This is a genomic window from Streptomyces sp. NBC_00158 (assembly GCF_045160885.1).
Taxonomy (GTDB): Bacteria; Actinomycetota; Actinomycetes; order Streptomycetales; family Streptomycetaceae; genus Streptomyces.
This window is the reverse complement of record NZ_CP108161.1, coordinates 5203217-5226165: the sequence shown is the minus strand read 5'-3', so window position 1 is coordinate 5226165 and position 22949 is coordinate 5203217. Positions and strand designations below refer to the sequence as shown.

The window sequence follows — 22949 nt, the reverse complement described above, 5'->3', positions numbered from 1 at the left end:
ATCCGATCATGGACCGGTGAATCCATCGCCATGGTCATGGTCATTGCCGCTCGGAGCGGCCTACGCGGGCGGCGTCCAGCTCGGCGCCCACGCCCTCGAACGGCTGGATCCGGCCGAGCGGGAGCGGGTGCTGCGCGGCTGCTCGACGAACGTCGACAACCTCGACACCGGCCGCTGGGAGACGCTGCTGAGCAGTGCCTTCGTGGTCGAGGAGCCCATGCCGCTGCCGTACGCCCTGCTGCTGGTCGCGGTGCTGGGCTACGCGGAGTACGCGTACGGGGCGTGGTGGACGGCCGCCGTCTTCCTCTTCGGGCACGCCGCGGCGACCCTCCTCGTCTACGGCGCCCTGCGCCGCACCGCCGACCGGCGGACCCGCCGGGCCCTGGACGTCGGCACGAGCTACGGGTTCAATGCCGTCCTCGGCGCCCTGACCTCGGCGCTGCCGCGCGGGACGGTGCGCAACGCGGCCCGGGCGGGGCTGCTGGCCGTCGCCGCGCAGCCGGTGCTGCGGCGCGGGCGGACCTTCACCGACGCCGGCCACCTCGTGGCACTGGGCGTGGGGATAGGGCTGTCGGTCGCCATCGATTGTCTTTCCGGATCAAACCGTCGGAAAATCGCACATACCTAGCAACACGAACGAGCAATGCCGGGCGCACCACCCACATCCACACCGCACCCGGACACGCCACCCACGCACGCACGCACGCACGCACGAGCCTCACCGCTGGAGCCGCCACGATGACCGCCACCCCTTCCACCACCGTCGCCAACCTCCGCGACCTCGGTGGCACCCCGCTCGCCGGCGGCCGCACCGTCCGCCCCGGGCTCGTCCTGCGCGCGGGCGCCCTCGACCGGCTCGACCTCGACGCCGACCCGGCGGTGGCGGCACTGGGGCTGCGGACCGTCATCGACCTGCGCAGCGACGCCGAGCGGGCCGACCACCCCGACCGGATACCCGACGGGGTCCGGCTGCTGGTGCGCGACGTGCTGGCCGACAAGATGAGCGACCACCGGATGCCGGCCGCGACCCAGCTCAAGGACCTGCTCGGCGACCCCGCGGTGGCCGAGGAGCACCTCGGCGGCGGCAAGGCCCAGACCCTGTTCGGCTCCGTGTACCGCTCCTTCGTCGGCACCGGGTCCGCGCACGCCGCGTACCGCACGCTGCTCACCGAGGCCGCCGACCCCGACGCGGGCCCGCTGCTCTTCCACTGCACCGCCGGCAAGGACCGTACGGGATGGGGCGCGACGCTCCTCCTCTCGCTGCTCGGCGCCGACGACGACACCCTGATGGCCGAGTACCTGTCGGTGAACCCGGCGGTCAAGCAGGCCTTCGCCCCGATGATCGAGGGCTTCACCGCCGCGGGCGGGGACCCGGACATCGCCCTGGCGCTGATCGGGGTGTTCCCGTCCTACCTGGAGGCGGGCCTGGACGAGGTCCGCGTCCGCTACGGCTCGATGGAGAAGTACGTGCACGAGGGCCTCGGCGTCTCCGAGGAGACGGTGGCGGCGCTGCGCGCGAAGCTCGTCGCCTGAGTCGAACCCGACGAAATCCCAGGCAACCCCGGCAACCCACCGCGTACACCTCGAAGCCCGTAATTCGCCCGAACGGGTGCGCGATGACGGGTGACCATCCGACGATTCGCTCGTTCTGCTGAACGTGACTGCGCCGGATACCGCCACCCGCCCCCTGCCCCCCGACGTCGAGCAGGCCGAGGCCGCCATCGTCGAGCACTACCCGCGGCTGGTGCGGCTGGCCTACCTGGTGCTGCCACCCTCCCTCGGCCGCAACCGGCGGGTGCTCACCGCCCACTCGCTGACCCAGCGCGCTCTGCCGCGCGGGCGCCGGGGCGCCGATCCGGCGGCCGTGCAGGGCGGGGTCCCGGCGCAGCGCGGCGGGCTGGGCGGGCCCGAGTCCGGGTACGCGTACGTCCGGCTGCGCGTGCTGCGCTCCGCGCTGGAGGCGGGGATCCCGCTGACCTTCAAGGCGCTCCCGCTGCGCGGGCAGCTGCCCGCCCTGCTGCCGCAGGTCTGGGGGCTGCGGCTGTTCCCGCGCGCGGGCGGGGCCGAGGAGCTGGCGCTGGACCAGTGGCTGGCCACCCTGAACGGGCCGGGCCGCGCGGCCTGCGTACTGCGGGCGCTGGAGGGGCTGGACGGGCCGGAGGTGCTCCGGGTGCTCGCGGAGGCCGGGGTCGCCGACCCGGCGGCGGCGGTCGCGGAGTCCGGGGACCCGGCGCACGACGGGCTGTTCGCCTCCCCCGAGTTCGACCCGTGCGTGCTCCAGGCCCGGCCCACCGATCTGCTGCGCCGGCGCCGGCTCGCGCGGGCCGGGCTGGCCGCGGCGGCCGCGCTCGCGGTGTGCGGGGCGCTGCTGGCGCTGCCGGGCGGCGGCTGGGGCTCGGACGGGCCCTCCGCCCCGCTGTACGCGCGCAACGCGGCGGCCGAGCAGGCCCTGGACCCGGGGCAGCTGCTGCGGGTGGCGCCCACGCTGTGGCGTACGTCCTCCCGTACGGACTACTCCGCCTGGCCCGCGCGCGGCGACCGCGCCCAGGACGCGGAGCTGCTGCGCCGGGCGCTCGCCGTGTGGGCCCGGCCCGGCAAGGAGGTGGTGGTCTCGGCGACCCCGGGCACCCCGTCGGGGCCGCCGATGGGCCCGCCGCAGCTGCTGTTCGCGGGTGCGGTCGACCAGGCCGTGGTGGTCCTGCTGTACGACGGGCTGCGGGTGGTCCGGTACGCCGAGCCGCGCAACGGAACGGCGGGCGCCGCCCTCGACTTCGCCCGGACCGACGGGGCGACGGCGGACACGGCCACGGCGCTCGTGCTGAGCCGGGTCGACGGCAACGTCCGCTACCTGGCGGCCCCCTGGGTGACCGGGGCCGCCCTGCGCGACCTGCTCAAGCCCGGCGAGGAGCCGGCCGCGCTGAAGCTCACCACGGACGGGGTCACCCCGCCGGTACTGGGCCCCGCCCCGAACGGCGACTGCACCAGCTGGAGCGCGCTGTCCCTGACCGGCGACGGCGCCACCCGGCTGGTGACCGACCTGGGCGAGCTGACCCCGGCCCGGCTGACCTCGGGCGCGCCGGGCGCGGCGCGGGACGTGACGGAGGCGGCGGAGCTCGGGGAATGGTCGAAGACGGCGTGCCTGCTGCCGTCGGTGCGCTCGCACGGGGTGCGGTCGGTCAACGCCTGGACGTACGCGAAGCAGCCGCTGCCCGAGGGCGACGGGGCGGCCACCTGGCTGTGCAGCCGGGCCGAGACCTGGCGGGGCACGGCGGACCGGGTGCAGGCCCAGTTCCTGGCCCCGGGCGCGCCGCTGGCGGCCCAGGCGGCCAAGGCGGAGGGCTCCCCGGCGTGCGGGCCGCGGGAGCCGCGGGTGCTGGCCGGGGTGCTGTGGAAGTCCCGGGCGGGGCAGTGGTACGTACTCGCGGCGGGCAGCGCGCAGTTCGCCTCGCTGTCGGCGTCGGGTGCGGGGGTGAGCGGGAGCGCGAACGGCAACCGGCTGGCGGTGAAGGCCCCCGAGGGTGCGCAGGTGGACCTGTCGGGGAAGCTGACGGACGGCAGCAAGGCCGGGGCTCTCCGCTAGGTTTGGCGGGTGGGGGTGCGGTGCGTTGCGTTTCGGCTGCCGGCCGGTGGGGGCTGGTCGCGCAGTTCCCCGCACCCCTGGCAAGCGCCCCCGAGGGCGATTCGGTGGTGCCAAGGGGTTTTCCTGGCGGGTACCCGTCAGTACATTGACGCCATGTCTAATAGGCCGCCCGCCCCCGCCCCCGTGGCGTCGGAACACATAGACCTCGAACCCCGCGACGTGTCCTTCTCCTGGGAGGACACCCCGCTGCACTGGCTGCCCGGCGAGCCCTTCGCCGGGCACACCATCAACGTGCTGCACCTGCTGCTGCCCGCCGGTGAGCGCTGGTTCGTGCACGTGTACAAGCAGGCGCTCCCGCTCATCACCGACGAGCGGCTGCGGGCGGACGTCATCGGCTTCATCGGGCAGGAGGCCATGCACGCCGCCGCGCACGACGACGTACTCCCCCACCTCAAGCGCCTCGGCCTGGACCCGACCCCCTACACCGCCCAGGTCGACTGGATGTTCGAGAAGCTCCTCGGCGACCGGACCCTCCCCCCGGGCCGGGCCCGCAGGTGGTGGCTCCTGGAGCGGGTCGCGATGATCGCCGCGATAGAGCACTACACCGCCTTCCTCGGCGACTGGGTGCTCAACGCGAAGGAGCTCGACCGGCGCGGCGCCGACCCGATGATGCTCGACCTGCTGCGCTGGCACGGCGCGGAGGAGGTCGAGCACCGCTCGGTGGCCTTCGACCTCTTCATGCACCTCGACGGCAACTACCGCCGCCGGGTGCGGACCTGGGCCAGCGCCTTCGCCGCCCTCCTCTTCCTCTGGCAGCGCGGCGCCCGCTTCTTCGTGGAGAACGACCCCCAGCGGCCCGGCGCCAAGGCCTCCTACCGGCAGTTCCTGCGGGCCGGCCGCAAGGGCGTGCTGCCCTCGGCCGGGGCGATGGCCCGGTCCATCCCGACCTACCTCTCCCGCACCTACCACCCCTCCCAGGAGGGCTCCACCGCCCAGGCCGTCGCGTACCTCGCCTCCTCGCCCGGCGCCAACGGCGGGGTGCGGCCGTGAGGCGGGCCCTGGCCGTCACGGCGGTGGCGGGGGCCGCCGTACTGACCCGGCGCGCGATCCTCAAGCGGATCGGCCGCTCCCCCCTGTGGCCGCTGCCCGCGCTGGCCGAACCGGTGTCCGGGTACTCGCCGCGCCGGACCCTGCACGCCCGCATCACCTCCCGCACCGAGCCCGCCGAGGGCGTGCTGCGCCTGGTGCTGGAGTCCGGCGAACTGCCCGCCTGGACCCCGGGCGCGCACGTGGACCTGACGCTGCCCTCGGGCCGGGTGCGCCAGTACTCGCTGTGCGGGGACCCCGCCGAGGCGGGCCGCTGGACCATCGCGGTCCGGCTCGTCGCCGACGGCCGCGGCGGCTCCCGCGAGGCACACGAGCGGCTGACCGAGGGCACGGAGGTGCGGGTGCGCCCGCCGCGCAACCGGTTCGAGCTGGAGCCCGCGGCCTCGTACGCCTTCGTCGCGGGCGGCATCGGCATCACCCCGGTCCTGCCGATGCTCCGCGCCGCGACCGCCGCCGGCGCCGACTGGACCCTGCTGTACGGGGGCCGCTCGCGCGCCTCGATGCCGTTCCTGCCCGAACTCGCCGCCTACGGGGACCGGGTGACCGTCGCCGCCGAGGACGAGGCGGGCCTGCCCGACCTCGCCCCGCTGTCCCGGATCCGGCCGGGCACCCTGGTCTACTGCTGCGGCCCCGAGCCCCTCATGCGGGCGGTCACCGAGGCGGTCCCGGACCCGGACGCGGTCCGGCTGGAACGCTTCGCCGCGGCCGCCCCCGCCGAGGCGAAGCCCTTCACGGTGGAACTCGCCCGCACCGGCGGCGCGGTGGAGGTCGCGGCCGACGAGTCCGCGCTGACGGCGGTGCGCCGGGTCCTGCCCGACACCCCGTACTCCTGCGGACAGGGCTTCTGCGGGACCTGCGTGCACCGGGTGCTCGCAGGCCGGGTGGACCACCGCGACGAGCTCCTCACCGACGGGGAACGCGCCGGCTCGATGCTGCTGTGCGTGTCCCGCGCGGACTCGGACCGGCTCGTCCTGGACCTGTAGCGGCGGACCTTCACCCGTACGGCCCACCCCACCCCGGGAAGTAGGGTGTCGGCATGACAACCGGGGTGCGACGCAGGATGGGTGTCGAGGAGCGGCGGCAACAGCTGATCGGGGTGGCCCTGGAGCTGTTCAGCAACCGCTCCCCCGACGACGTGTCGATCGACGAGATCGCGGCGGCCGCCGGGATATCCCGCCCGCTCGTCTACCACTACTTCCCGGGCAAGCTCAGCCTCTACGAGGCCGCGCTGCGCCGGGCCGCCGACGAGCTGGCGGCACGGTTCGTCGAACCGCAGGAGGGTCCGCTGGGGCCCCGGCTGCTGCGGGTGATGGGCCGCTACTTCGCCTTCGTCGACGAACACGGGCCCGGCTTCTCGGCGTTGCTGCGCGGCGGTCCGGCCGCGGGCAGCAGCCGCGCCAACGCCATGATCGACGAGGTCCGGCAGGCCGCGTACGAGCAGATCCTCGTGCACATCGGCGTGCAGGACCCGCCCGCCCGGCTGGAGCTCGTCGTACGGTCCTGGGTGTCGCTGGCCGAGTCCACCGCGCTGCTGTGGCTGGACGGGCGGCGGATCCCGCGGGCCGAACTGGAACTCCAGCTGGTGCACGACTTCGCGGCGCTGGCGGCGGTCAGCGCCGCGTACGACGCGGAGATGGCGGGGATCCTCGTACGGATCCTGGCGGACGAACCGGCCGACGGGCCGTTCGGGGAACTGGTCGGACGGCTGGCCGTACTCGTCCCGGGGACCGGGCGGGGAGACTGAGCGGTCGCTCGGCTGGCGATAATGCCCGCGTGATCATTGACGACGGGATGTTGTTCCGGGCGGCCGGGGAGAAGGACGCCGCCACGCTGGCGAAGCTGTACGACCAGGCCGCCCGGTGGATGCTCGGCCAGGGGATCGACCAGTGGAAGCCGGGCGACAAGGACGCCGAGCACTTCCGCGCGCGGATGCGCGACGGCGAGGTCTGGCTCGCCGAGGACGCCGACGGGCGGCTCGTGGGGGCGTACGAACTCTGGTGGTCCGACGAGGAGGCCTGGGGCGTGCAGCCGCCGGTCGCGGGCTACGTGCACCGGCTGATGGTGGAGCGGAAGGCCGCGCCGCCCGGGGCGGGCATGCGGATCCTGGAGCACGCCGAGTACCGGATCGCCCGCACCGGGCGGGACCGGGCGCGGCTGGACTGCGTGTCGACCAACCCGAAGCTGCTGGCGTACTACCGGAGCGCGGGCTACCGGGTGGTCGGCGAGTTCCCCTCGAAGGAGGGCGAGGACGGCCGGGTGTACGGCGTGATCCTGCTGGAGCGGCGCCTCGACGTCTGAAGGCCGGCCCGCGCGCGGCCCGAGCACGACCCGAGCGCGGCCGAAGACGGTCGAAGCACGGTCGGCGCGCACCCCGCAAGTGCCCCGGGCGCGCCATGCCGGGGCGGCTCTCGGCCGTGCGCGGGGCAACCGGTTGCCGCCCGCTCCGGCGCGCCGGTACTGATGGTCCCGACCAGTCGGGACCATCAGTACCAAGAGGGGACAGATCATGGGGAAGTCCATGGGCAGGGCCGCGGGAGCCGTCTTGGGCATGGCGCTGGCGGGCGTCCTGGGGGCGACCGGCGCGGCCGGGGCCCAGGAGCGGCCGGCGGCCCCGGAACGGGGCGGGGCCGCGGCCGGGGCGCCGGCCTCGGTGATCGCGGACGTGGAGGCGGCGGCCGCGCGGCAGCACGCGCTGGCGCCGGCGGCGCGGGTGGTCTGTTACGCCGCGCACGTGCAGGACATCGGCTGGCAGTCGGCCGTCTGCGACGGGGCGGTGGCCGGGACCACCGGCCAGAGCCGCCGGATGGAGGCCCTGACCGTCGCGACCAGCGGGACGGGCGGGGTCTGTGCCAACGCCCACCTCGCCGACATCGGCTGGCAGGGCTGGCGGTGCGCCGCGGACGGCAAGGCCGTGACGGTCGGCACGACGGGCCAGTCGCGGCGGATGGAGGCGCTGGGCCTCCAGGTCGGCAACGGCAACGTGGCGGCGCAGGCACACGTGGCCGACTACGCCTGGCTGAACGCGGCCGCCGGCAACCCGGTGTACGTGGGCACCACGGGGCAGTCGCGCCGGATGGAAGCCGTACGCGTCTGGGTGTGACGCCCTGACCCGCACAACGCGGCGCGGCGGTGCCGGAGTTCCCCTCCGGCACCGCCGCGCCCTTGCCCGGTGGTGCTCAGCCGCGCTTGAACACCGCGACCGTGCGCGCCGGGGCGGTGAACTCCCCCGCCGCCGCGTCGTACGCGGACCGCTTCACCGCCGGGTCCGCGCCCGCCGCCTGCACGGGGTGCAGGGCGTAGCCGGTGCCGGCGAGGGCGGGGACGCGCTGGCGCTGGTCGGCGGGGGTGGCGTTGAAGACCACCACCAGGTCGCCGACGGCCATGGTGAGGACGCCCGGGGTCTCCTCCGGCCCGGACAGCGGGAACGACAGCCGCTGCTGCACGGCCTCGGCGGTGGTGAGGGCGAACGCGGGTTCCGTCGTACGGATCCGCAGCAGGTCGCGGTAGGCGGCGGAGGCGCCGGTGATGTCCGCGCAGCCGGGGGCCGGGCCGGTCAGCAGGGGCTTCGCGTAGGGCCACTTGGCCCGGTTGTCGGCGGCGGGCGGCAGGCCCCGGCCGAAGCCGTTGCCGTCGCGGCAGTCCCAGTGCAGGGCGTTGAACCAGTCGCCGCTGTCGAAGGAGTTGCGGTCCAGGGACTTCGAGCGGAGCAGGTCGGTGCCCGCCTGGGAGAGGGCCGGGCCCTGGGAGAGGGCGGCGGTGGCCATGGCGAGGACCTGCATGCGGGCCCGGTCGGCGGTGGAGGTGCCGGCGGGCAGCTTGTAGGCCAGGGCGTCGTACAGGGACTCGTTGTCGTGGGCGTCGGCGTAGGCGAGGGCGTCGCCGGGGGCGGCCGCGTAGCCGGCCGGGGCGCCGTTGTAGTCGACGCCGGAGCCGGTGGTGCGGCGGCCGGCGGAGTCGGTGAAGGCGTAGGAGGCGAGGTTGCCGGTCAGGCCGACCTTCAGGAGGTCCTGGGCGTGCAGCAGGCGGGCCCGCTGCTCGGCCGGGGTGCCGCCCGCCGGGGCGCCGTTGGGGTCGGTGAAGAGGCCGGAGGCGAAGCCCTGGACGCGGGGGTCATCGTCGAAGGGGCCGCCGCCGCGGACGGCGTCGCGGGCGCGGTCGGAGAAGGTGGCGATGCCGGTGCCCGCCATGTTCTTCTGCGTGGCCTGGACGAAGCGGGCGTCGTCGGCGACCTCGCCGAAGTTCCAGCCCTCCCCGTAGAGGACGATCTTCTTCCCGTCGACGCCGTCCTTGGCGACGGTCAGCTCGTCGAGGGCCTTGCGGACGGCCAGGACGTTCGCCTTCGGGTGGTGTCCCATCAGGTCGAAGCGGAAGCCGTCGACCTTGTACTGCCTGGCCCAGGTGACGACCGAGTCGACGACGAGGCGGCCCATCATGGCGTTCTCGGGCGCCGTGTTGGAGCAGCAGGTGGAGGTGGCGACGGAGCCGTCGGCGAGGAGCCGCTGGTAGTAGCCGGGGACGATCCGGTCGAGGACCGACTTGTCCGACTGGCCCGCGGCGACGGTGTGGTTGTAGACCACGTCCATGACGGTGCGCAGGCCGGCGCCGTTCAGCGACTGGACCATCCTGCGGAACTCGACGGTGCGGGCTGTGCCGTTCGGGTCGCTCGCGTACGAGCCCTCGGGGACGGTGTAGTGCAGCGGGTCGTAGCCCCAGTTGAAGCCGTCCTTCGCGGCGGCCGCGGCGACACAGGCCTGCTGCTGCTCGGAGTCGGGGGCGTACGACGCCAGGTCGCAGGCGGGTTCGGTGCGGGCCTTCGGGTCCTCCGGGACGGTCCCGAAGTCGAAGGCGGGCAGGAGGTGGACGTACGAGGTGCCGGCGGCGGCCAGCTCGCGCAGGTGCCGCATGCCGGCGGAGCCGGTGTCGGTGAAGGCCAGGTACTGGCCGGGGTGCTCGGTGGTGGCGTCCGCGACGGAGAAGTCGCGGACGTGGAGTTCCTGGATCTGGGCGCTGGTGAAGGGGACGGGCGCGGGCTTGCGCAGTTCCTTCCAGCCGGGCGGGGCGAGCTTCGGGTCGGCCAGGTCGACGGCGAGGCTGTGGGTGGAGTCGGTGGTCAGGGCGGTGGAGTAGGGGTCGGTGACCAGGTTGCGGACGATCTGGCGGGTGCTGGGCGCCCAGACGGTGACGGCGTAGCGGTAGGGCTTGCCGGTCCAGGAGCGTTCGCCGCGCACCGACCAGACGCCGGTGGTGTCGTCGCGGCGCATGGGGACTGTGCGGCCGTCGAGTTCGAGGGCGACCTGCTGGGCGGTGGGGGCCCAGACGGAGAGGGTGGGGCGGCCGTCCTTGAAGACGGGGCCGAGGGGGGCGTCGTTCGCGTACAGGTCGTCGAGGACGCCGGCGAGCTGGACGCCGGTGGCGGCGAGGACGGCGCCGTTCGCGGCGCGGGCGCTCGCGACGAGCTGGCCGCGCAGGGCCTCGCGGACGCGGTCGCGGTCGCGGGGGTCGACGGTGTAGGCGCCGTACGCGGCCAGGTGCGGGAACTTCTGCTTCTGGGCGGGGGTGAGGGCGGAGCGGTTCAGCCGCAGCCACTGGGCGCCGGCTTCGTGCAGGACGCCGCCGTCGGTGGTGATCCGGCCTTCGCGGGAGGCGAGGAGCTGGAGGGAGGCGGCGGTCCCCGGGGCGTTCCAGGCGAGGGTGTCGCGGTCGATCCAGACGGCCTCGGCCTTGGTGAGGTCGAGGGCGGCGGCGGAGCCGGCGGGCTGCGGCAGGAGGTACTTCTCGCGGCCGCCGAGCATCCACACCTCGTGGCCGGTGGCCTTCAGGTCGAGGGACTGGTCGGCGGGCAGGTCCTTCTCGTCGCCCTTGTGGAGGATGTAGCCGAGGCTGGTGGCGCCGGGGGCGAGGGGGACCTCGTAGACGGCGCCGTAGGAGTCGGTGCGGGTGGGCATGAGGGGCTTGGCCCAGTCGGTGGGGGTGGCGGCGCCGGTCCACACGTGCAGGCCCCAGCCGTCGTGGGCGCCGTCGGGGCGCTGGTAGTGCAGGACGGCCTTGGCCTGGTCCTGCGGCGGGTGGGCGGGGCGGTCGGTGCGGGCGGGCTCCTTGCCCTGTTCGAGCCAGATCTCGCCGGTCCTCGTCAGGTCGAGGGTGCGGTCGGCGGCGACGTCCTTGTTGCCGTCCTTGTCGATGACGAGGTAGCCGATCGAGGAGGCGCCGGGCTTGAGGCGGACGTACGCGAAGGCGCCGTAGGCGTCGCGGCCGGTGAAGGGGTGCCCCTCGGGCCAGGGCGTGGCCTCGCCGTCGGCGAGGTCGCCCCAGGCGTACAGGCGCCAGTCGGTGTAGTTGCCGTCGGGGCGGTTGTAGTGGACGACGGCGTAGTCGCGCTGGGTGGCGGTGGGGGGCGTGGGCGGCGGGGCCTGTCCGGTGGTGGAGGCGCCGAGGGCGGACGCGGTGCGGCCGGTGGAGTCGACGGCTACGGCCTTGTAGCGCAGGGGCGTACCGGCGGGGGTGGCCGGGGCGAGAGGGTGCGTGATCTTGTAGGGGGCGTGGTCGGCGGAGCCGAGGACCTGCCACTTGCCGGTACCGGTCTGCGCGGCGAAGACGACCCGGGTGAGGGCGCCGGGGCCGGCGCCGGGCGTGACGTCGGCGGACAGCTCGACGGTGCCGGTGGCACCGGGGGCGGGGGCCTTGAGGGTGAGCGCGGGCTTCGCGGTGGGGGCGGGCAGGGGGGCGGTGGCCCGGAGGACGACGGTGCCGAGGGCGGGCAGGTTCAGGGTGAGCCGGCCTGCCGGTGAGGCGGTGACGGGGGCGGGGGCCGCGTAGGGGGTGCCGCCGGGGCCGGTGGCCCCGTAGAGGGGGAGGTAGGAGGCGCCGGGCGGGGCGTCGACCTCGACGGTACGGGCGGTGCCGCTGTTGTTGGCGGCGACCAGGTACTCCGTACGGGTCTTGGGGTCGGTGCGGGCGAAGGCGTACGCGGACCCGTCGGCGAGGCGCTCGCTCTGGATGCCGTCGCGCAGGGCCGGGTGGGCCTTGGTCAGCTTCGAGAGAGCACTGATCTGCATGTAGAGCGGGTGCTCCGGATCGTATGCATCGCTCTCGTGGGTGCGCCCCGTGCCGAGCTGGTCGTCGTCCAGGTAGTCGGCGACGCGGGTGGCGAACAGGGGCTGGCGGGCGTCCTTGTCACCGCCGGAGCCGGTGAAGCCCTGCTCGTCGCCCGAGTAGACCACCGGGTTGCCGCGGGTGAGGAACATCAGCTCGTTGGCCAGCCGGTACCGGTCGAGCAGCTCCCGCTCCCCCGCCCCGGGCCGGTCCTGTTTCAGGAAGGTGCCGAAGCGGCCCATGTCGTGGTTGCCGAGGAAGGTCACCTGCTCGTAGGCGTTGGCCTTGTCGGAGCCGTACTTGTAGTCGTCGGCGAGCACGGAGCCCAGCCGGCCGGCGGGCGCGCCCTGGGAGGCGTACGCCCGGACGGCGTCCTGGAACGGGAAGTCGAGGGTGGCGTCGAGGCGGCCGCGGGTGACGTAGGGGGAGGTGACGGAGGTGTCGGCGGAGTACACCTCGCCGAACATGAAGAAGTCGGGGCGGCCGCGCCGGTCGGCGTACTTGTCGAGGGCGGTGGCCCACTGGGTCCAGAAGCCGGTGTTGACGTGCTTGACCGTGTCGATGCGGAAGCCGTCGATCTCGTAGTCCTCGACCCACTTCTCGTAGATCTTCTCCATCCCGCTGACGACCTCGGGACGCTCGGTCCACAGGTCGTCGAGGCCGGAGAAGTCGCCCTGCTCGGAGGACTCCCCGGCGAAGGTGGAGTCGCCCCGGTTGTGGTACATCGCCGGGTCGTTGAGCCAGGCGGGGACCTTGAGGTCCTTCTTCGCCTCGGGCACGAAGGGGGTGCGGGGGAAGGAGCGGGCGGCGTCGACGGCGGGGAACTTCCGCTTCCCGTCGGCCCGGCCGTCGGCGTAGTCCGCGTCGTCGAAGGGGACCCCGTCCTTGGTCAGGTAGGGGAAGGCCCCCTTCGACAGGTACTCGTGCGAGCCCTCGCGGTAGTCGACGACGTCGGCGGTGTGGTTGGTGATGACGTCGAAGAAGACCTTCATCCCCTTGCGGTGCGCCTTGTCGATGAGCCGCTCCAGGTCGGCGTTGGTGCCGAAGTGCGGGTCGACCTGGGTGAAGTCGGTGATCCAGTAGCCGTGGTAGCCGGCCGACGCGTCCGCGCCCTTGCCCTGCACCGGCTGGTTCTTGAAGATCGGCGCCAGCCAGATGGCGGTGGTGCCGAGCCCCTTGACGTAGTCGAGCCGGTCGGTGAGCCCCTTGAGGTCCCCGCCCTGGTAGAAGCCCTTGTCCGTCGGGTCGAGGCCGGTCTCCAGGCGGCCTCCGGCCAGCCCGCCCCGGTCGTTGCGCGGGTCGCCGTTGGCGAACCGGTCCGGGAGCACGAAGTAGAACTGCTCGCGGGTCAGGTCGTGCCGGGCGGGCTCGGCGGCCAGCTTCGCGTCCGACGGCGGCGCCGGGGCCTGCGCGGCGGCGGCCGCGGGGAGGGCGGGCAGGAGCGTCACGGCCAGGGCGGCTGCGACGGCTCCCGCGGCGGGGCGTATCAAGGGGTCACTCCTCGGGGTCGGGCTGTGCGGTCGGTGGTCAGTTGCGCCAGGTGTCGGTCAGCGTGACCTTGCCGTTGGCGGGGACGGTGGCGTTGCGGTTGGCCCCGCTCTCCCAGGTGACGTTCCCGGAGGCGTCCTTGCGGACGTACTTGTAGGCGAAGGAGGTCCCGGCCGGGAGGGTCACGTCGAGCTTCCACACCGGGTAGGCGGCCGGGTCGAGCTTGAGGGCGGCGCCGGTGTTCCAGCCGCCGAGCTCGGGACGGTCGCCGGTGACGTAGACGTCCTGGCCGGGGACGGTGGTGGCGTTCACGGCGAACGAGGCCCCGGAGGAGGCCGGCGGGGCCCCCGTGCACGTACGGGCGCCGATGTGCAGGGCGAGGGCGGTCTGCGGCTGGAGCGTGGCGGTGAACCGGCCGCCGGAGTCCACGGTCACGGCGCGGCCGCCGGCACTGCCGCTGCCGCTCTGCACGTCGCAGTAGGTGCCGGCGGGGAGGGAGGTCTGGAAGGTCCGGGTCAGCGGGGTCGTCTCGTGGTTGATCGCCACGTACGCCTTGGTCCCGCGCCCGAAGGCGATCTGGTCACCGCCGTTGTCCCACCAGTCGGTGACGCCCTGCCCGCGCGCGGTGTTCCGCCAGGCCACCATGGAGGAGATCTCCGGCCAGGCGTGCTGGCACTTCCACCCCTCGGAGTAGCAGGCGTTGACCGTGCCCCCGTTGGGCGGGCCGGCGTCCTTGTCGGTCCACTCGTACCCGGAGTGCACGTCGGGCGAGCCGTAGGGCCAGGCCAGCATGAACACGCTGGCGAGGGTGTAGTCGGCGCCGTTCTTGTAGTTGAGGGTCTCGCCGTTGCGCTCGGTGTCGTGGTTGTCGACGAACACCCCGGTCTTGCCGGAGGCCATGTGCCCCCAGGCCTCCCCGAAGTTCTTCAGGTAGGCGAGGTTCTCGCTCTGGAACACCCGCTTCAGGTCCCTGGCGTAGCGGAACTCCTGCACGTCGCCGGAGGGGAGGTACTCGGACGGCGACACCGCCTCGCCGGCCCCGTATATCGCCTCCTGCTTCCAGTACACGGAGGGGTTGGCGAGGCGGGACTTGATGTTGGCGAGGTCGGCGGCGGGCATGTGCTTGGCGGCGTCGATGCGGAACCCGTCGACGCCGAGGGAGAGCAGGTCGTTGAGGTAGGCGGCGATCCGGCCGCGCACGTACTCCTCGCCGGTGTCGAGGTCGGCGAGCTTGACGAGCTCGCAGTTCTGGACGTTGGCCTTGTCCTGGTAGTTGGAGATCTCGGCCCGGCAGTCGTCCATGTCGGCGCCGGAGTAGAGCCCGGGGTAGGAGTACTTGCCGTACGTGGACCCGCCGGTCCCCGTGAGGGTGGCGCCGGGGTCGGCGGGGCCGGCCATGTGGTTGATGACGGAGTCGGCGACGACCTTGACCCCGGCGGCGTGACAGGCGTCGACCATGCCCTTGAAGGCGGCCCGGTCCCCGAGCCGCCCGGCGATCTTGTAGCTGACGGGCTGGTACGAGGTCCACCACTGGGACCCCTGCACGTGCTCCTGCGGCGGCGACACCTGCACGTACCCGTACCCGGCGGGCCCGAGGCTGCTGGCGCACGCCTTGGCGACGTCGGCGAACCGCCACTCGAACAGCACGGCGGTGACGTCCTTCTCCCCGGGCGGAGCCGCCGAAGCCTGCGGGGCCTGGACCGCCTGTCCGGTGAGCGAGGCGGCGGCGAGCGCGGCCACCGCCAGCGCGGCTCTGCCGGCGCGGGCGGGGAGGGATCTGGATCGAGCCATGCGGGGGTCCTCCTGGCGGGAAGGCGTGGGGGTGGGGTGGGGGTGGGGAGTTGCACGCGACCGTAGGGGGGCGACCAGGAGTGTTGCAAGACCTTGCGCAAGAGATTGCAGAATTGTTTCCGGGGGCCCTGCGCATTGCGGGGCGGTGGGGTGGAAGGGGTGTCCAAATGAGCCGGATCAGGTATGGTTTGGGGGTTTCCCGGCAGTCCCATCGTCCTTCCGTGTCGGGACGGCCCGTCAAGGGCGCTCCCTTCGGTCGCGTCGCTTCGCGATGGCCTTCGGCCCCCCTTGACAGACCGACCCGCCCCGGAAAGCCGAAGAACTGCCGGGAAACCCCCAAAAGAACGGTCACGGGGGAGGAGGAGAGGGGTGGCCTCATCAGCGTTGAGGCGAGGGGCCGGGGGCCGGTCGGCTGGGCATCCGGGTCCTCAGAGGCCGCCATTCCGGGCCAGGGGCGCGACTACCCGCACGAAAGGCCGACCAGATCGGCCTGCGGAGCCCCCAGGCGCGACAGATCGCTGCGCGCTCCTCATATCTCAGCGTCCGGCGGCCGCCTTGGGCTGACACCTGCACCAAAGGACGAAGAGAGCAGCGGGGAGCCGGTGGGCGCGACAGATCGCTGCGCGCTCCTCTCTTCTCGGCGGCCGGCGACCGGCTTGGGCCGATACCCGCACCAGAGGTTGATGAGAACAGCCGGGAAGCCGAGGCGCGCGTCAGATCGCTACGCGCTCCTCGGATCTCGGCGGCCGGCGGCCGTCGGGGGCCGGTATCGGCCCGTCAGCCGGTGAGTGTGGGCCTGACCCGGGGCAGCACCCACGGTTCGAGCTTTCCGGCGCAGAGCTCGGCGACGAACTGGACGACTCCGCCGTCGTAGTTCCACCAGACAGCGTTGCGGGACACGACGGTCCTACCGGGCCAGGAACGGGGCGAGCTGCGCGACGAGTTCGGCGGGCGCGTCCATGGCGATCAGGTGGGCGGCGGTGGGGAATTCGAGCAGCGTCGCGCCGGGGATCTCGGCGGCGTAGCGGCGGGCGATGTCCTGGAAGTCGGCGACGTCCAGCTTGCCGACGCCGACCAGGGTGGGAACGGCGACGGCGGCGAGGTCGGCGCTCCCCGCTCCCTGCCCGTGCTCGTCACGTACGGCCATGTTCACCAGCGAGATCCGCATCGGCTCACGGACCCGGTCGGCCAGACCGGACTTGACGTCCGCCCACTCCCGACCGGGCCCCCGCAGCCACATGTCCAGGTTGATCTGCGTGGCGGCGTCCGCGTCCCCCGCCTCCAGGGCGGCCGTCTCCGCGGCGTCGTACTCGTGCATCTCGGCGGACCAGTCGTAGCCGGGCCACGGGGCGGCGAACAGGGCCAGGGAGTGCACCCGGTCCGGGTGGGCGAGGGTGAAGTCCAGGGCCACGCGGCCGCCCCAGGAAGCGCCGACGAGCCGGACGCGGTCGTGGCCGAGGTGGTCCAGGAGGCGCCGCAGGTCGTCGACGTCGCCGTACGGACCGGTCGGCGGGGCGGATTCGCCGAAGCCGCGCAGGTCGTAGCGGACGACCGCGTAGTGCTCCGCGAGGCCGGGTACGACGGCGTCCCACATCCGGTGGTCGGCGACGCCGGCGTGCACGAGTACGACGGGCGGCCCGTCACCGGCGACGACGTACGAAAGGTGGCCGAGATCATCGGCAAGTCTGATCATCCGCAGATGCTTGCACGCACCACCCAACCGGCGGAAGCGCCGGACGCCGAAACGATACAGCTGCGGGCATTGGAGTGAACGGCCGTTCCTGGCGGCGCCCGCGCACGGTTGGACCGGCCGACGCGCGGATCGACCGGCGCGTCCGTCCATTGATCCTTAGGGGAGTCATGCGTATTCGTTCCGCTGTCACCGCGTCCGTCCTGGCTGCCGGCATCCTCCTGGGCGGGGCCGGTGCCGCCCTGGCCAACGACGGTGTCGAGATCGACTACTTCGACGCCGGCCGCAAGGCCCACTCGTCGGACTGCTCCACGTTCGCCGCGGTCCCCCACAACCTCCCGGCGTTCGCGGGCCCGGTCTACCAGTCCTCCTGCCACAAGGACGGCGAGAAGGAGTGGGCGAACGGCTCCCACCTGGGCGCCTGACCCGGAGCGACCCACCGCGGGGGCGGCCCGACGGCAACGTCGGCCCGCCCCCGCGGCGTTCTAGCGCAACGTGAGCTGCTTCCCCCGCTCCCGGGGCGTCCAGCCGTACCGCTCCAGCGCCCGCCGGATGACCACCGCGACGAGCCCCGGCGCGATCACCGTCCCGTGCTCGACCCACGTCACCATCCGCTGCCCGTCCGCCTCCGCGTGCACGACGACGATCCCCAGCCCGGGCTCGTCATCGGCCGCAACCACCCACCGGTACCTCTCGCCATCCACGACGATCGTCCGCGTGCCCTTCTCCGCGATCCCCATGCCGCAGGACGCTAGCCGAGGTCGGAGACGCTCATGAAGACCGGCGTCGTCGTACGGACCACGGGCGACCGCCCACCAACCTCAGGTGCGGGTATCAGCCCAAGGCGGTCGTAGGCCGCCGAAAGAAGAGGAGCGCGTAGCGATCTGACGCGCCCGTCGGATCCCCGAGCTGCTCTGTTCGCCCTTTGGTGCGGGTATCAGCCCAAGGCGGCCGCCGGACGCTGAGATTTGAGGAGCGCGTAGCGATCTGACGCGCTTGGGGGCTCCGCAGGGGGCTCTGATCGACCTTTCGTGCGGGTAGGCGCGCCCCTGGCCCGGAATCACGGACATGGGGCCCGGATGCCCGGCCGGCCGACGCCCGGCCCCCCGCCTCGGCACTGAGGGGGCGCCCCTCCCCTCCTCCCCCGTGACCGTTCTTTTGGGGGTTTCCCGGCAGTCTTTCGGCTTTCCGGGGCGGGACGGCCTGTCAAGGGTGGCCGAAGGCCATCGCGAAGCGACGCGACGAAGGAGCGCCCTTGACGGACCGGCCCGACACGGAAGGACGATGGGACTGACGGGAAACCCCCAAGGCTGCCCTGAGACCGCCCGAGGGTGCACCGCTCCCCGCCCTCACCGCCCCGCAACCGCAGCCGGCCATCACCCGGCGGACCCGCGGGCCCCCGCGCCGTGCGACCGCGACGGTTGCGCACCGCGGCCCCGCCGGGGGTGACGCCGCCCCTCCCAGATCCGGACGAGCCGTTGAAACAGCCCGCCACGACCCGACGTACGCACCCACCCGCAGACGGGGAGGCGGGTGGGCAGCCACCGCCCGGCCCCGGCGGGTCGAGGGGGAGATGGCGGGCCCGCGCCGCAAGCCCCGTGCGCTCCCGCCCCGCCCCCCTACCCCCGTACCGTCCCCGTGGATCCCCGTACCACCAGCTCCGGCTGGAAGACGTACTCGGTCCTCTGGACCGGTGTTCCCGCCACCGCCTCCAGCAGGGCCCCCACCGCCGCCGTGGCCATCGCGCGGACCGGCTGGCGGACCGTCGTCAGCGGGGGGTCCGTGAAGGCGATGAGCGGGGAGTCGTCGAAGCCGACCACCGAGACGTCCTCGGGGACGCGCAGCCCCCGCTCGCGGGCGGCGCGGATGACGCCGAGCGCCATCATGTCGCTGGCGCAGACCACGCCCGTGCAGCCCCGGTCGAGCAGGGCGCCGCCCGCCGCGTGGCCGCCCTCGACGGTGAACAGGGTGCGCTGGACCAGCCCTTCCTCCGCCGCCCCCGGCCGTGCGGCCAGGAACCCCTGCTCCTTGCGCGCCGAGGGGACGTACCGCGTCGGCCCGATGGCGAGCCCGATGCGCCGGTGGCCGAGCTCCTCCAGGTGCCGTACGGCCATATCCGCCGCCGCGCGGTCGTCCGGGGAGACGAACGGGGCGCTGATGGCTTCGTTGAAGCCGTTGATCAGCACGAACGGCAGCCCGCGCGCCGAGAGCCGCTGGTAGCGCGCCGGGTCGGCCGACGAGTCGGCGTGCAGGCCGGACAGGAAGACGATCCCCGTGACCCCCCGCTCCTCCAGCTGCTCGACGAGTTCGTCCTCGGTCGCCCCGCCCGGGGTCTGGGTGCACAGCACCGGCGTGTACCCCTGCCCGGCCAGCGCCTGCTCTATGACCTGCGCGAACGCGGGAAAGATGGGGTTGGTCAGCTCAGGGATCAGCAGCCCGACCAGTCCGTTGCTGCGCCGCTTCAGCCGCACCGGCCGCTCGTAGCCGAGCAGGTCCATGGCGGCCAGCACCCGGTGCCGGGTGCCGGCCGCCACGCCCGCCTTGCCGTTGAGGACACGGCTGACGGTCGCCTCGCTGACCTGGGCCTGCGAGGCGATGTCCGTCAGCCGCAGCGGGGAACTCACCCCTGCCACCACACCGCCGTGTCACCGGGCAGGGCGTCGGGGGCCGCGTCCGCCAGTTCGCCGCTCGCCAGCAGCACGGAACCAGAACCGGCACCGGCGCCCATCCCCGGTATCCGCACCGCGTCCCCCGTCGTGTTGGCCGCGCACACGAAGCCGCCGCGGCGGAACATCAGCACGCCCTCCGGGGCGTCCAGCCACTCCACGGCGTCCCCGGCGCCCAGGTCGGGGTGCTCGCGGCGGATCCGCAGGGCGGCACGGTAGAGCTCCAGCGTGGAGTCCGCGTCCCCGGTCTGGGCCTCGACGCTCAGCCCGGCCCACTCCTGCGGCTGCGGCAGCCAGCTGCCGCCGGTCCCGAAGCCGTACGGGGCCGCGTCGCCCGACCACGGCATGGGGACGCGGCATCCGTCCCGCAGCCCGTCCTGTCCGTTCGCCTTGAAGAACGAGGGGTCCTGGCGCACCTCGTCCGGCAGGTCGGTGACCTCGGGCAGGCCGAGTTCCTCGCCCTGGTAGACGTACGCCGACCCGGGCAGGGCCAGCATCAGCAGCGCGGCCGCCCGGGCCCGCTCCAGGCTGCCGAAGCGGGTCCGGTGGCGGACCACGTCGTGGTTGGACAGCACCCAGGTCGTCGGGGCGCCGACGGGCCGCATGGCGTCGAGCGAGGCGTCGATGGCGGCGCGCAGCGCGGCCGCGTCCCAGCCGGTCGTCAGGTAGTGGAAGTTGAAGGCCTGGTGGAGTTCGTCGTGGCGTACGTAGAGGGCGGTGCGCTCGACGTTGGGGGCCCAGGCCTCGGCGACGCCGATGCGGTCGCCGGCGTACTCGTCGAGGACGGTGCGCCACTTCCGGTAGATCTCGTGGACGCCGTCCTGGTCGAAGAAGGGCAGCACCTGGTTTCCGAGCAGCTTGAGCTGCTCGTCGCGCCCCAGGTCGGGCAGCCCGGCGGCCTTCACGAGCCCGTGGGCGACGTCGATGCGGAACCCGTCCACCCCCAGGTCCAGCCAGAACCTGAGCACGGACCGGAACTCGTCCTGCACGGCCGGGTGTTCCCAGTTGAAGTCGGGCTGCTCCGGCGCGAACAGGTGCAGGTACCACTCGCCGTCCTCGACCCGGGTCCAGGCCGGCCCGCCGAAGATGGACTCCCAGTCGTTGGGCGGCAGCTCGCCGGTCTCGCCCTTGCCCGGCCGGAAGTGGAAGCGTTCGCGCAGTGGGGTCCCCGGGCCCTCCCGCAGCGCCTGCTTGAACCATTCGTGCTGGTCGGAGCAGTGGTTGGGGACGAGGTCGACGATGATCCGCAGGCCCAGCCCATGGGCTTCGCGGATGACGGCGTCGGCGTCGTGCAGGGTGCCGAACATGGGGTCGATGGCCCGGTAGTCGGCGACGTCGTAGCCGGCGTCGGCCTGCGGGGAGGCGTAGAAGGGGCTGAGCCACACGGCGTCGACACCCAGGTCGCGCAGGTAGGGCAGCCGGCTGCGGATCCCTTCGAGGTCCCCCATGCCGTCCCCGTTGGAGTCGGCGAAGCTGCGCGGATAGACCTGGTAGATCACCGCGTCTCTCCACCAGCCGGGCTGGGTCCCGGTCGGGGTGGGGAGCGCGTCGGCGAGGTGCTGGGTCATGGTGTCCTTGGAAGATCGGGCCGGTACCGGAAAACAGGAAGCGAACGCCGGGTGGTCAGCCCTTGGTGGCGCCCGCCGTCATACCGGCGACGAGGTGACGCTGGGCGAAGAGGAAGAAGACGGCCGCCGGGATCGCGATGAGGACGGATGCCGCGCTCATGGCGCCCCAGTTGGAGGTGTACTGCGTGACGAAGGTCTGCAGGCCGCCCGCGAGGGTGAGGTTCTCCTCGCCGACCATGAAGGCGGAGGCGTACGCGACCTCGCCCCAGGCGGTGATGAAGGCGTAGAAGCCGGTCACGGCGAGGCCGGGCTTGGCGAGCGGCAGGATCAGGCGCCAGAAGGTGCCGAAGGGGTTGAGCCCGTCGACGCGGCCGGATTCGTCGATCTCGACCGGGATCGTGTCGAAGAAGCCCTTCATCATCCAGGCGCAGAACGGCACGGCGATGGTGAGGTACGTGATGATCAGGCCGAGCGGCTGGTTGAGCAGCCCGAGGTCGCCCATCAGGTTGTAGAGCGGGACGATGAGGATGGCCATGGGGAACATCTGAGTGATGAGCAGGGTCCACATGAGCGGCTTCATTCCGGGGAACTTGAAGCGGCTGACGGCGTATCCGGTGGTGGCGGCGATGAACACGCCGAGGACGGTGGTGACGCCGGCGACGAGCACCGAGTTCCAGAACCAGCTGAGGAAGTGGCTGTCCTCCAGCAGGTAGGTGTAGTTCGAGAGGGTCGGTTCCTTCACGAAGTCCGTGCTGATCGCGTACTTGGCCGGCTTGAGCGAGGTCAGCAGGATCCACAGCACGGGGAAGACGGCGATGACGGACGCGACGACGAGCGTGGCGTGCAGTCCGAAGGAGGCGAGCGGGGACCGCGCACCGCGCGGGCGGGGTGCCGGCTTCGCGGCGGCCGGGGCGTTCTCGTTGGAGGTCATGGTCACCACACCTCTCCCTGCTTGCGCAGCGAGCGCCGGTAGACCAGCGCGAAGATCATGAGCAGGCCGAGGATCAGCACGCCCCAGGTCGCGGAGCCGGCGAAGTCGCGCGGGCTCGCGATGAAGGCCTCGCGGAAGGCCTGGGTCACCAGGATCTCGGTGGAGTCGCCGGGGCCGCCCCGCGTCAGCAGGAAGATCACCGGGAACATGTTGAAGGTCCAGATGGTCGAGAGCAGGATCACCGTCATGCTGACGGCGCGCAGTCCGGGCAGGGTGATGTGCCGGAAGCGCTGCCAGGGGCCGGCGCCGTCCATCTCGGCGGCTTCGTAGAGCTCGCCGGGGATGGACTGGAGGCCGCCGAGGAGGGCGACCATCATGAAGGGGATGCCGAGCCAGACGTTGACGGCGATGACGGAGAGCTTGGCCCAGGTGGGGTCGTCCAGCCACGGGACCGCGGAGATGCCGCCGCCGTCGAGGATCTTGTTGAGGATGCCGTTGTCGCGGTTGAAGAGGAACCGCCAGGCGAAGACGGAGACGAAGCCGGGCACGGCCCAGGGCAGGATGAGCGCCATGCGGTAGGCGGCGCGGCCCCGGAACTGCCGGTTGAGCATGGTGGCCAGGGTGAGGCCGAGGACGAAGGTGACGGAGACGCAGGCGACGGTCCACACCACCGTCCACACCAGCCGCTGCCAGAAGACGGGGTCGCCGAGGACCGCCGCGTAGTTGTCGAGCCCGACGAACTCGTACGTGGCGTCGATGTGGCGCACGCCGATGGTGCGGGCGACGTTGCGTTCGTTGGCGTCGGTGAGCGACAGGTAGACGCCGCGCACGAGCGGCCAGCCGACGATCACGCCGAGGACGAGCACGACCGGGGCGATCATGGCCCAGGCGTACCAGTGCGTGGCGAGGGCGCGGCGGATGCCGCCGCGCGGGCTTCCGGCGTTCTTGGCAGTCGTGCGGCTGGGGCCGCGGGCGGCGAGGGTCTTCTCGCCGTCCGCGGCCTTCGCCACCGACCGGCTGGTGTCAGCAGCCATCG

General features: G+C 73.2%; 18 protein-coding genes. 9 read left to right on the top strand and 9 right to left on the bottom strand.

What is annotated here, in order from left to right; translation table 11 throughout:
* Positions 1-43: 43 nt before the first annotated feature.
* From OG553_RS24025 to OG553_RS23990, 8 genes are all read left to right on the top strand, one after another.
* On the top strand, positions 44-628 hold the full coding sequence (locus OG553_RS24025; RefSeq protein ID WP_405980965.1) for a rhomboid-like protein: 585 nt from the start codon (positions 44-46) through the stop codon (positions 626-628).
* A gap of 110 nt (positions 629-738) precedes the next feature.
* Positions 739-1533 carry a tyrosine-protein phosphatase gene (locus tag OG553_RS24020; protein ID WP_405980964.1) on the top strand — a complete coding sequence of 265 codons (795 nt, stop codon included), beginning with the start codon at positions 739-741 and terminating at the stop codon, positions 1531-1533.
* Positions 1534-1657: 124 nt separating this feature from the next.
* Positions 1658-3580 (top strand): hypothetical protein, encoded by a 1923-nt coding sequence (locus OG553_RS24015; protein ID WP_405980963.1) that lies wholly within the window; start codon positions 1658-1660, stop codon positions 3578-3580.
* A 153-nt stretch (positions 3581-3733) separates the two neighbouring features.
* Positions 3734-4630 carry a metal-dependent hydrolase gene (locus tag OG553_RS24010; protein WP_405980962.1) on the top strand — a complete coding sequence of 299 codons (897 nt, stop codon included), beginning with the start codon at positions 3734-3736 and terminating at the stop codon, positions 4628-4630.
* The gene (locus OG553_RS24005) at positions 4627-5670 is read left to right on the top strand and encodes a PDR/VanB family oxidoreductase (RefSeq protein ID WP_405980961.1); all 1044 of its coding nucleotides are present in this window, start codon (positions 4627-4629) and stop codon (positions 5668-5670) included. Before OG553_RS24010 ends, OG553_RS24005 begins: the two co-directional genes overlap by 4 nt.
* Positions 5671-5723: 53 nt before the next feature.
* Positions 5724-6431: a TetR/AcrR family transcriptional regulator gene (locus OG553_RS24000; protein WP_405980960.1), complete on the top strand. Its 708-nt coding sequence runs from the start codon at positions 5724-5726 to the stop codon at positions 6429-6431.
* Positions 6432-6460: 29 nt separating this feature from the next.
* Positions 6461-6985, top strand: a complete 525-nt coding sequence (locus OG553_RS23995) for a GNAT family N-acetyltransferase (protein ID WP_405980959.1) — start codon at positions 6461-6463, stop codon at positions 6983-6985.
* 208 nt (positions 6986-7193) lie between these two features.
* Complete coding sequence (locus OG553_RS23990; protein WP_405980958.1) at positions 7194-7787, top strand: polysaccharide deacetylase; 594 nt, start codon at positions 7194-7196, stop codon at positions 7785-7787.
* A gap of 76 nt (positions 7788-7863) precedes the next feature.
* Here OG553_RS23990 and pulA read toward each other — a convergent pair whose 3' ends face one another.
* The 4 genes from pulA to OG553_RS23970 all read right to left on the bottom strand — a co-directional run bounded on the left by pulA (position 7864) and on the right by OG553_RS23970 (position 16751).
* Complete coding sequence (pulA, locus tag OG553_RS23985) at positions 7864-13269, bottom strand: pullulanase-type alpha-1,6-glucosidase (protein ID WP_405980957.1); 5406 nt, start codon at positions 13267-13269, stop codon at positions 7864-7866.
* Positions 13270-13306: 37 nt separating this feature from the next.
* Complete coding sequence (locus tag OG553_RS23980; RefSeq protein ID WP_405980956.1) at positions 13307-15058, bottom strand: carbohydrate-binding module family 20 domain-containing protein; 1752 nt, start codon at positions 15056-15058, stop codon at positions 13307-13309.
* Between the two features lie 777 nt (positions 15059-15835).
* A complete protein-coding gene (locus OG553_RS23975; RefSeq protein ID WP_405980955.1) occupies positions 15836-15958 on the bottom strand; it encodes a hypothetical protein in 123 nt (40 codons plus the stop codon).
* Between the two features lie 7 nt (positions 15959-15965).
* Positions 15966-16751 (bottom strand): alpha/beta fold hydrolase, encoded by a 786-nt coding sequence (locus tag OG553_RS23970; protein WP_405980954.1) that lies wholly within the window; start codon positions 16749-16751, stop codon positions 15966-15968.
* Positions 16752-16918: 167 nt separating this feature from the next.
* Between OG553_RS23970 and OG553_RS23965 the strand changes: the two genes are divergently transcribed.
* Positions 16919-17173 (top strand): hypothetical protein, encoded by a 255-nt coding sequence (locus tag OG553_RS23965; protein ID WP_405980953.1) that lies wholly within the window; start codon positions 16919-16921, stop codon positions 17171-17173.
* A 60-nt stretch (positions 17174-17233) separates the two neighbouring features.
* Here OG553_RS23965 and OG553_RS23960 read toward each other — a convergent pair whose 3' ends face one another.
* From OG553_RS23960 to OG553_RS23940, 5 genes are all read right to left on the bottom strand, one after another.
* A complete protein-coding gene (locus OG553_RS23960) occupies positions 17234-17488 on the bottom strand; it encodes a hypothetical protein (RefSeq protein ID WP_405980952.1) in 255 nt (84 codons plus the stop codon).
* A gap of 879 nt (positions 17489-18367) precedes the next feature.
* Positions 18368-19381 carry a LacI family DNA-binding transcriptional regulator gene (locus tag OG553_RS23955; RefSeq protein ID WP_405980951.1) on the bottom strand — a complete coding sequence of 338 codons (1014 nt, stop codon included), beginning with the start codon at positions 19379-19381 and terminating at the stop codon, positions 18368-18370.
* A complete protein-coding gene (locus OG553_RS23950; RefSeq protein WP_405980950.1) occupies positions 19369-20982 on the bottom strand; it encodes a glycoside hydrolase family 13 protein in 1614 nt (537 codons plus the stop codon). The genes OG553_RS23955 and OG553_RS23950 overlap by 13 nt, the downstream gene beginning before the upstream one ends.
* A gap of 55 nt (positions 20983-21037) precedes the next feature.
* A complete protein-coding gene (locus tag OG553_RS23945) occupies positions 21038-21913 on the bottom strand; it encodes a sugar ABC transporter permease (RefSeq protein ID WP_405980949.1) in 876 nt (291 codons plus the stop codon).
* 2 nt (positions 21914-21915) lie between these two features.
* Positions 21916-22947, bottom strand: coding sequence for a carbohydrate ABC transporter permease (locus OG553_RS23940; RefSeq protein WP_405980948.1), 1032 nt, complete (start codon positions 22945-22947; stop codon positions 21916-21918).
* Positions 22948-22949: the final 2 nt, after the last annotated feature.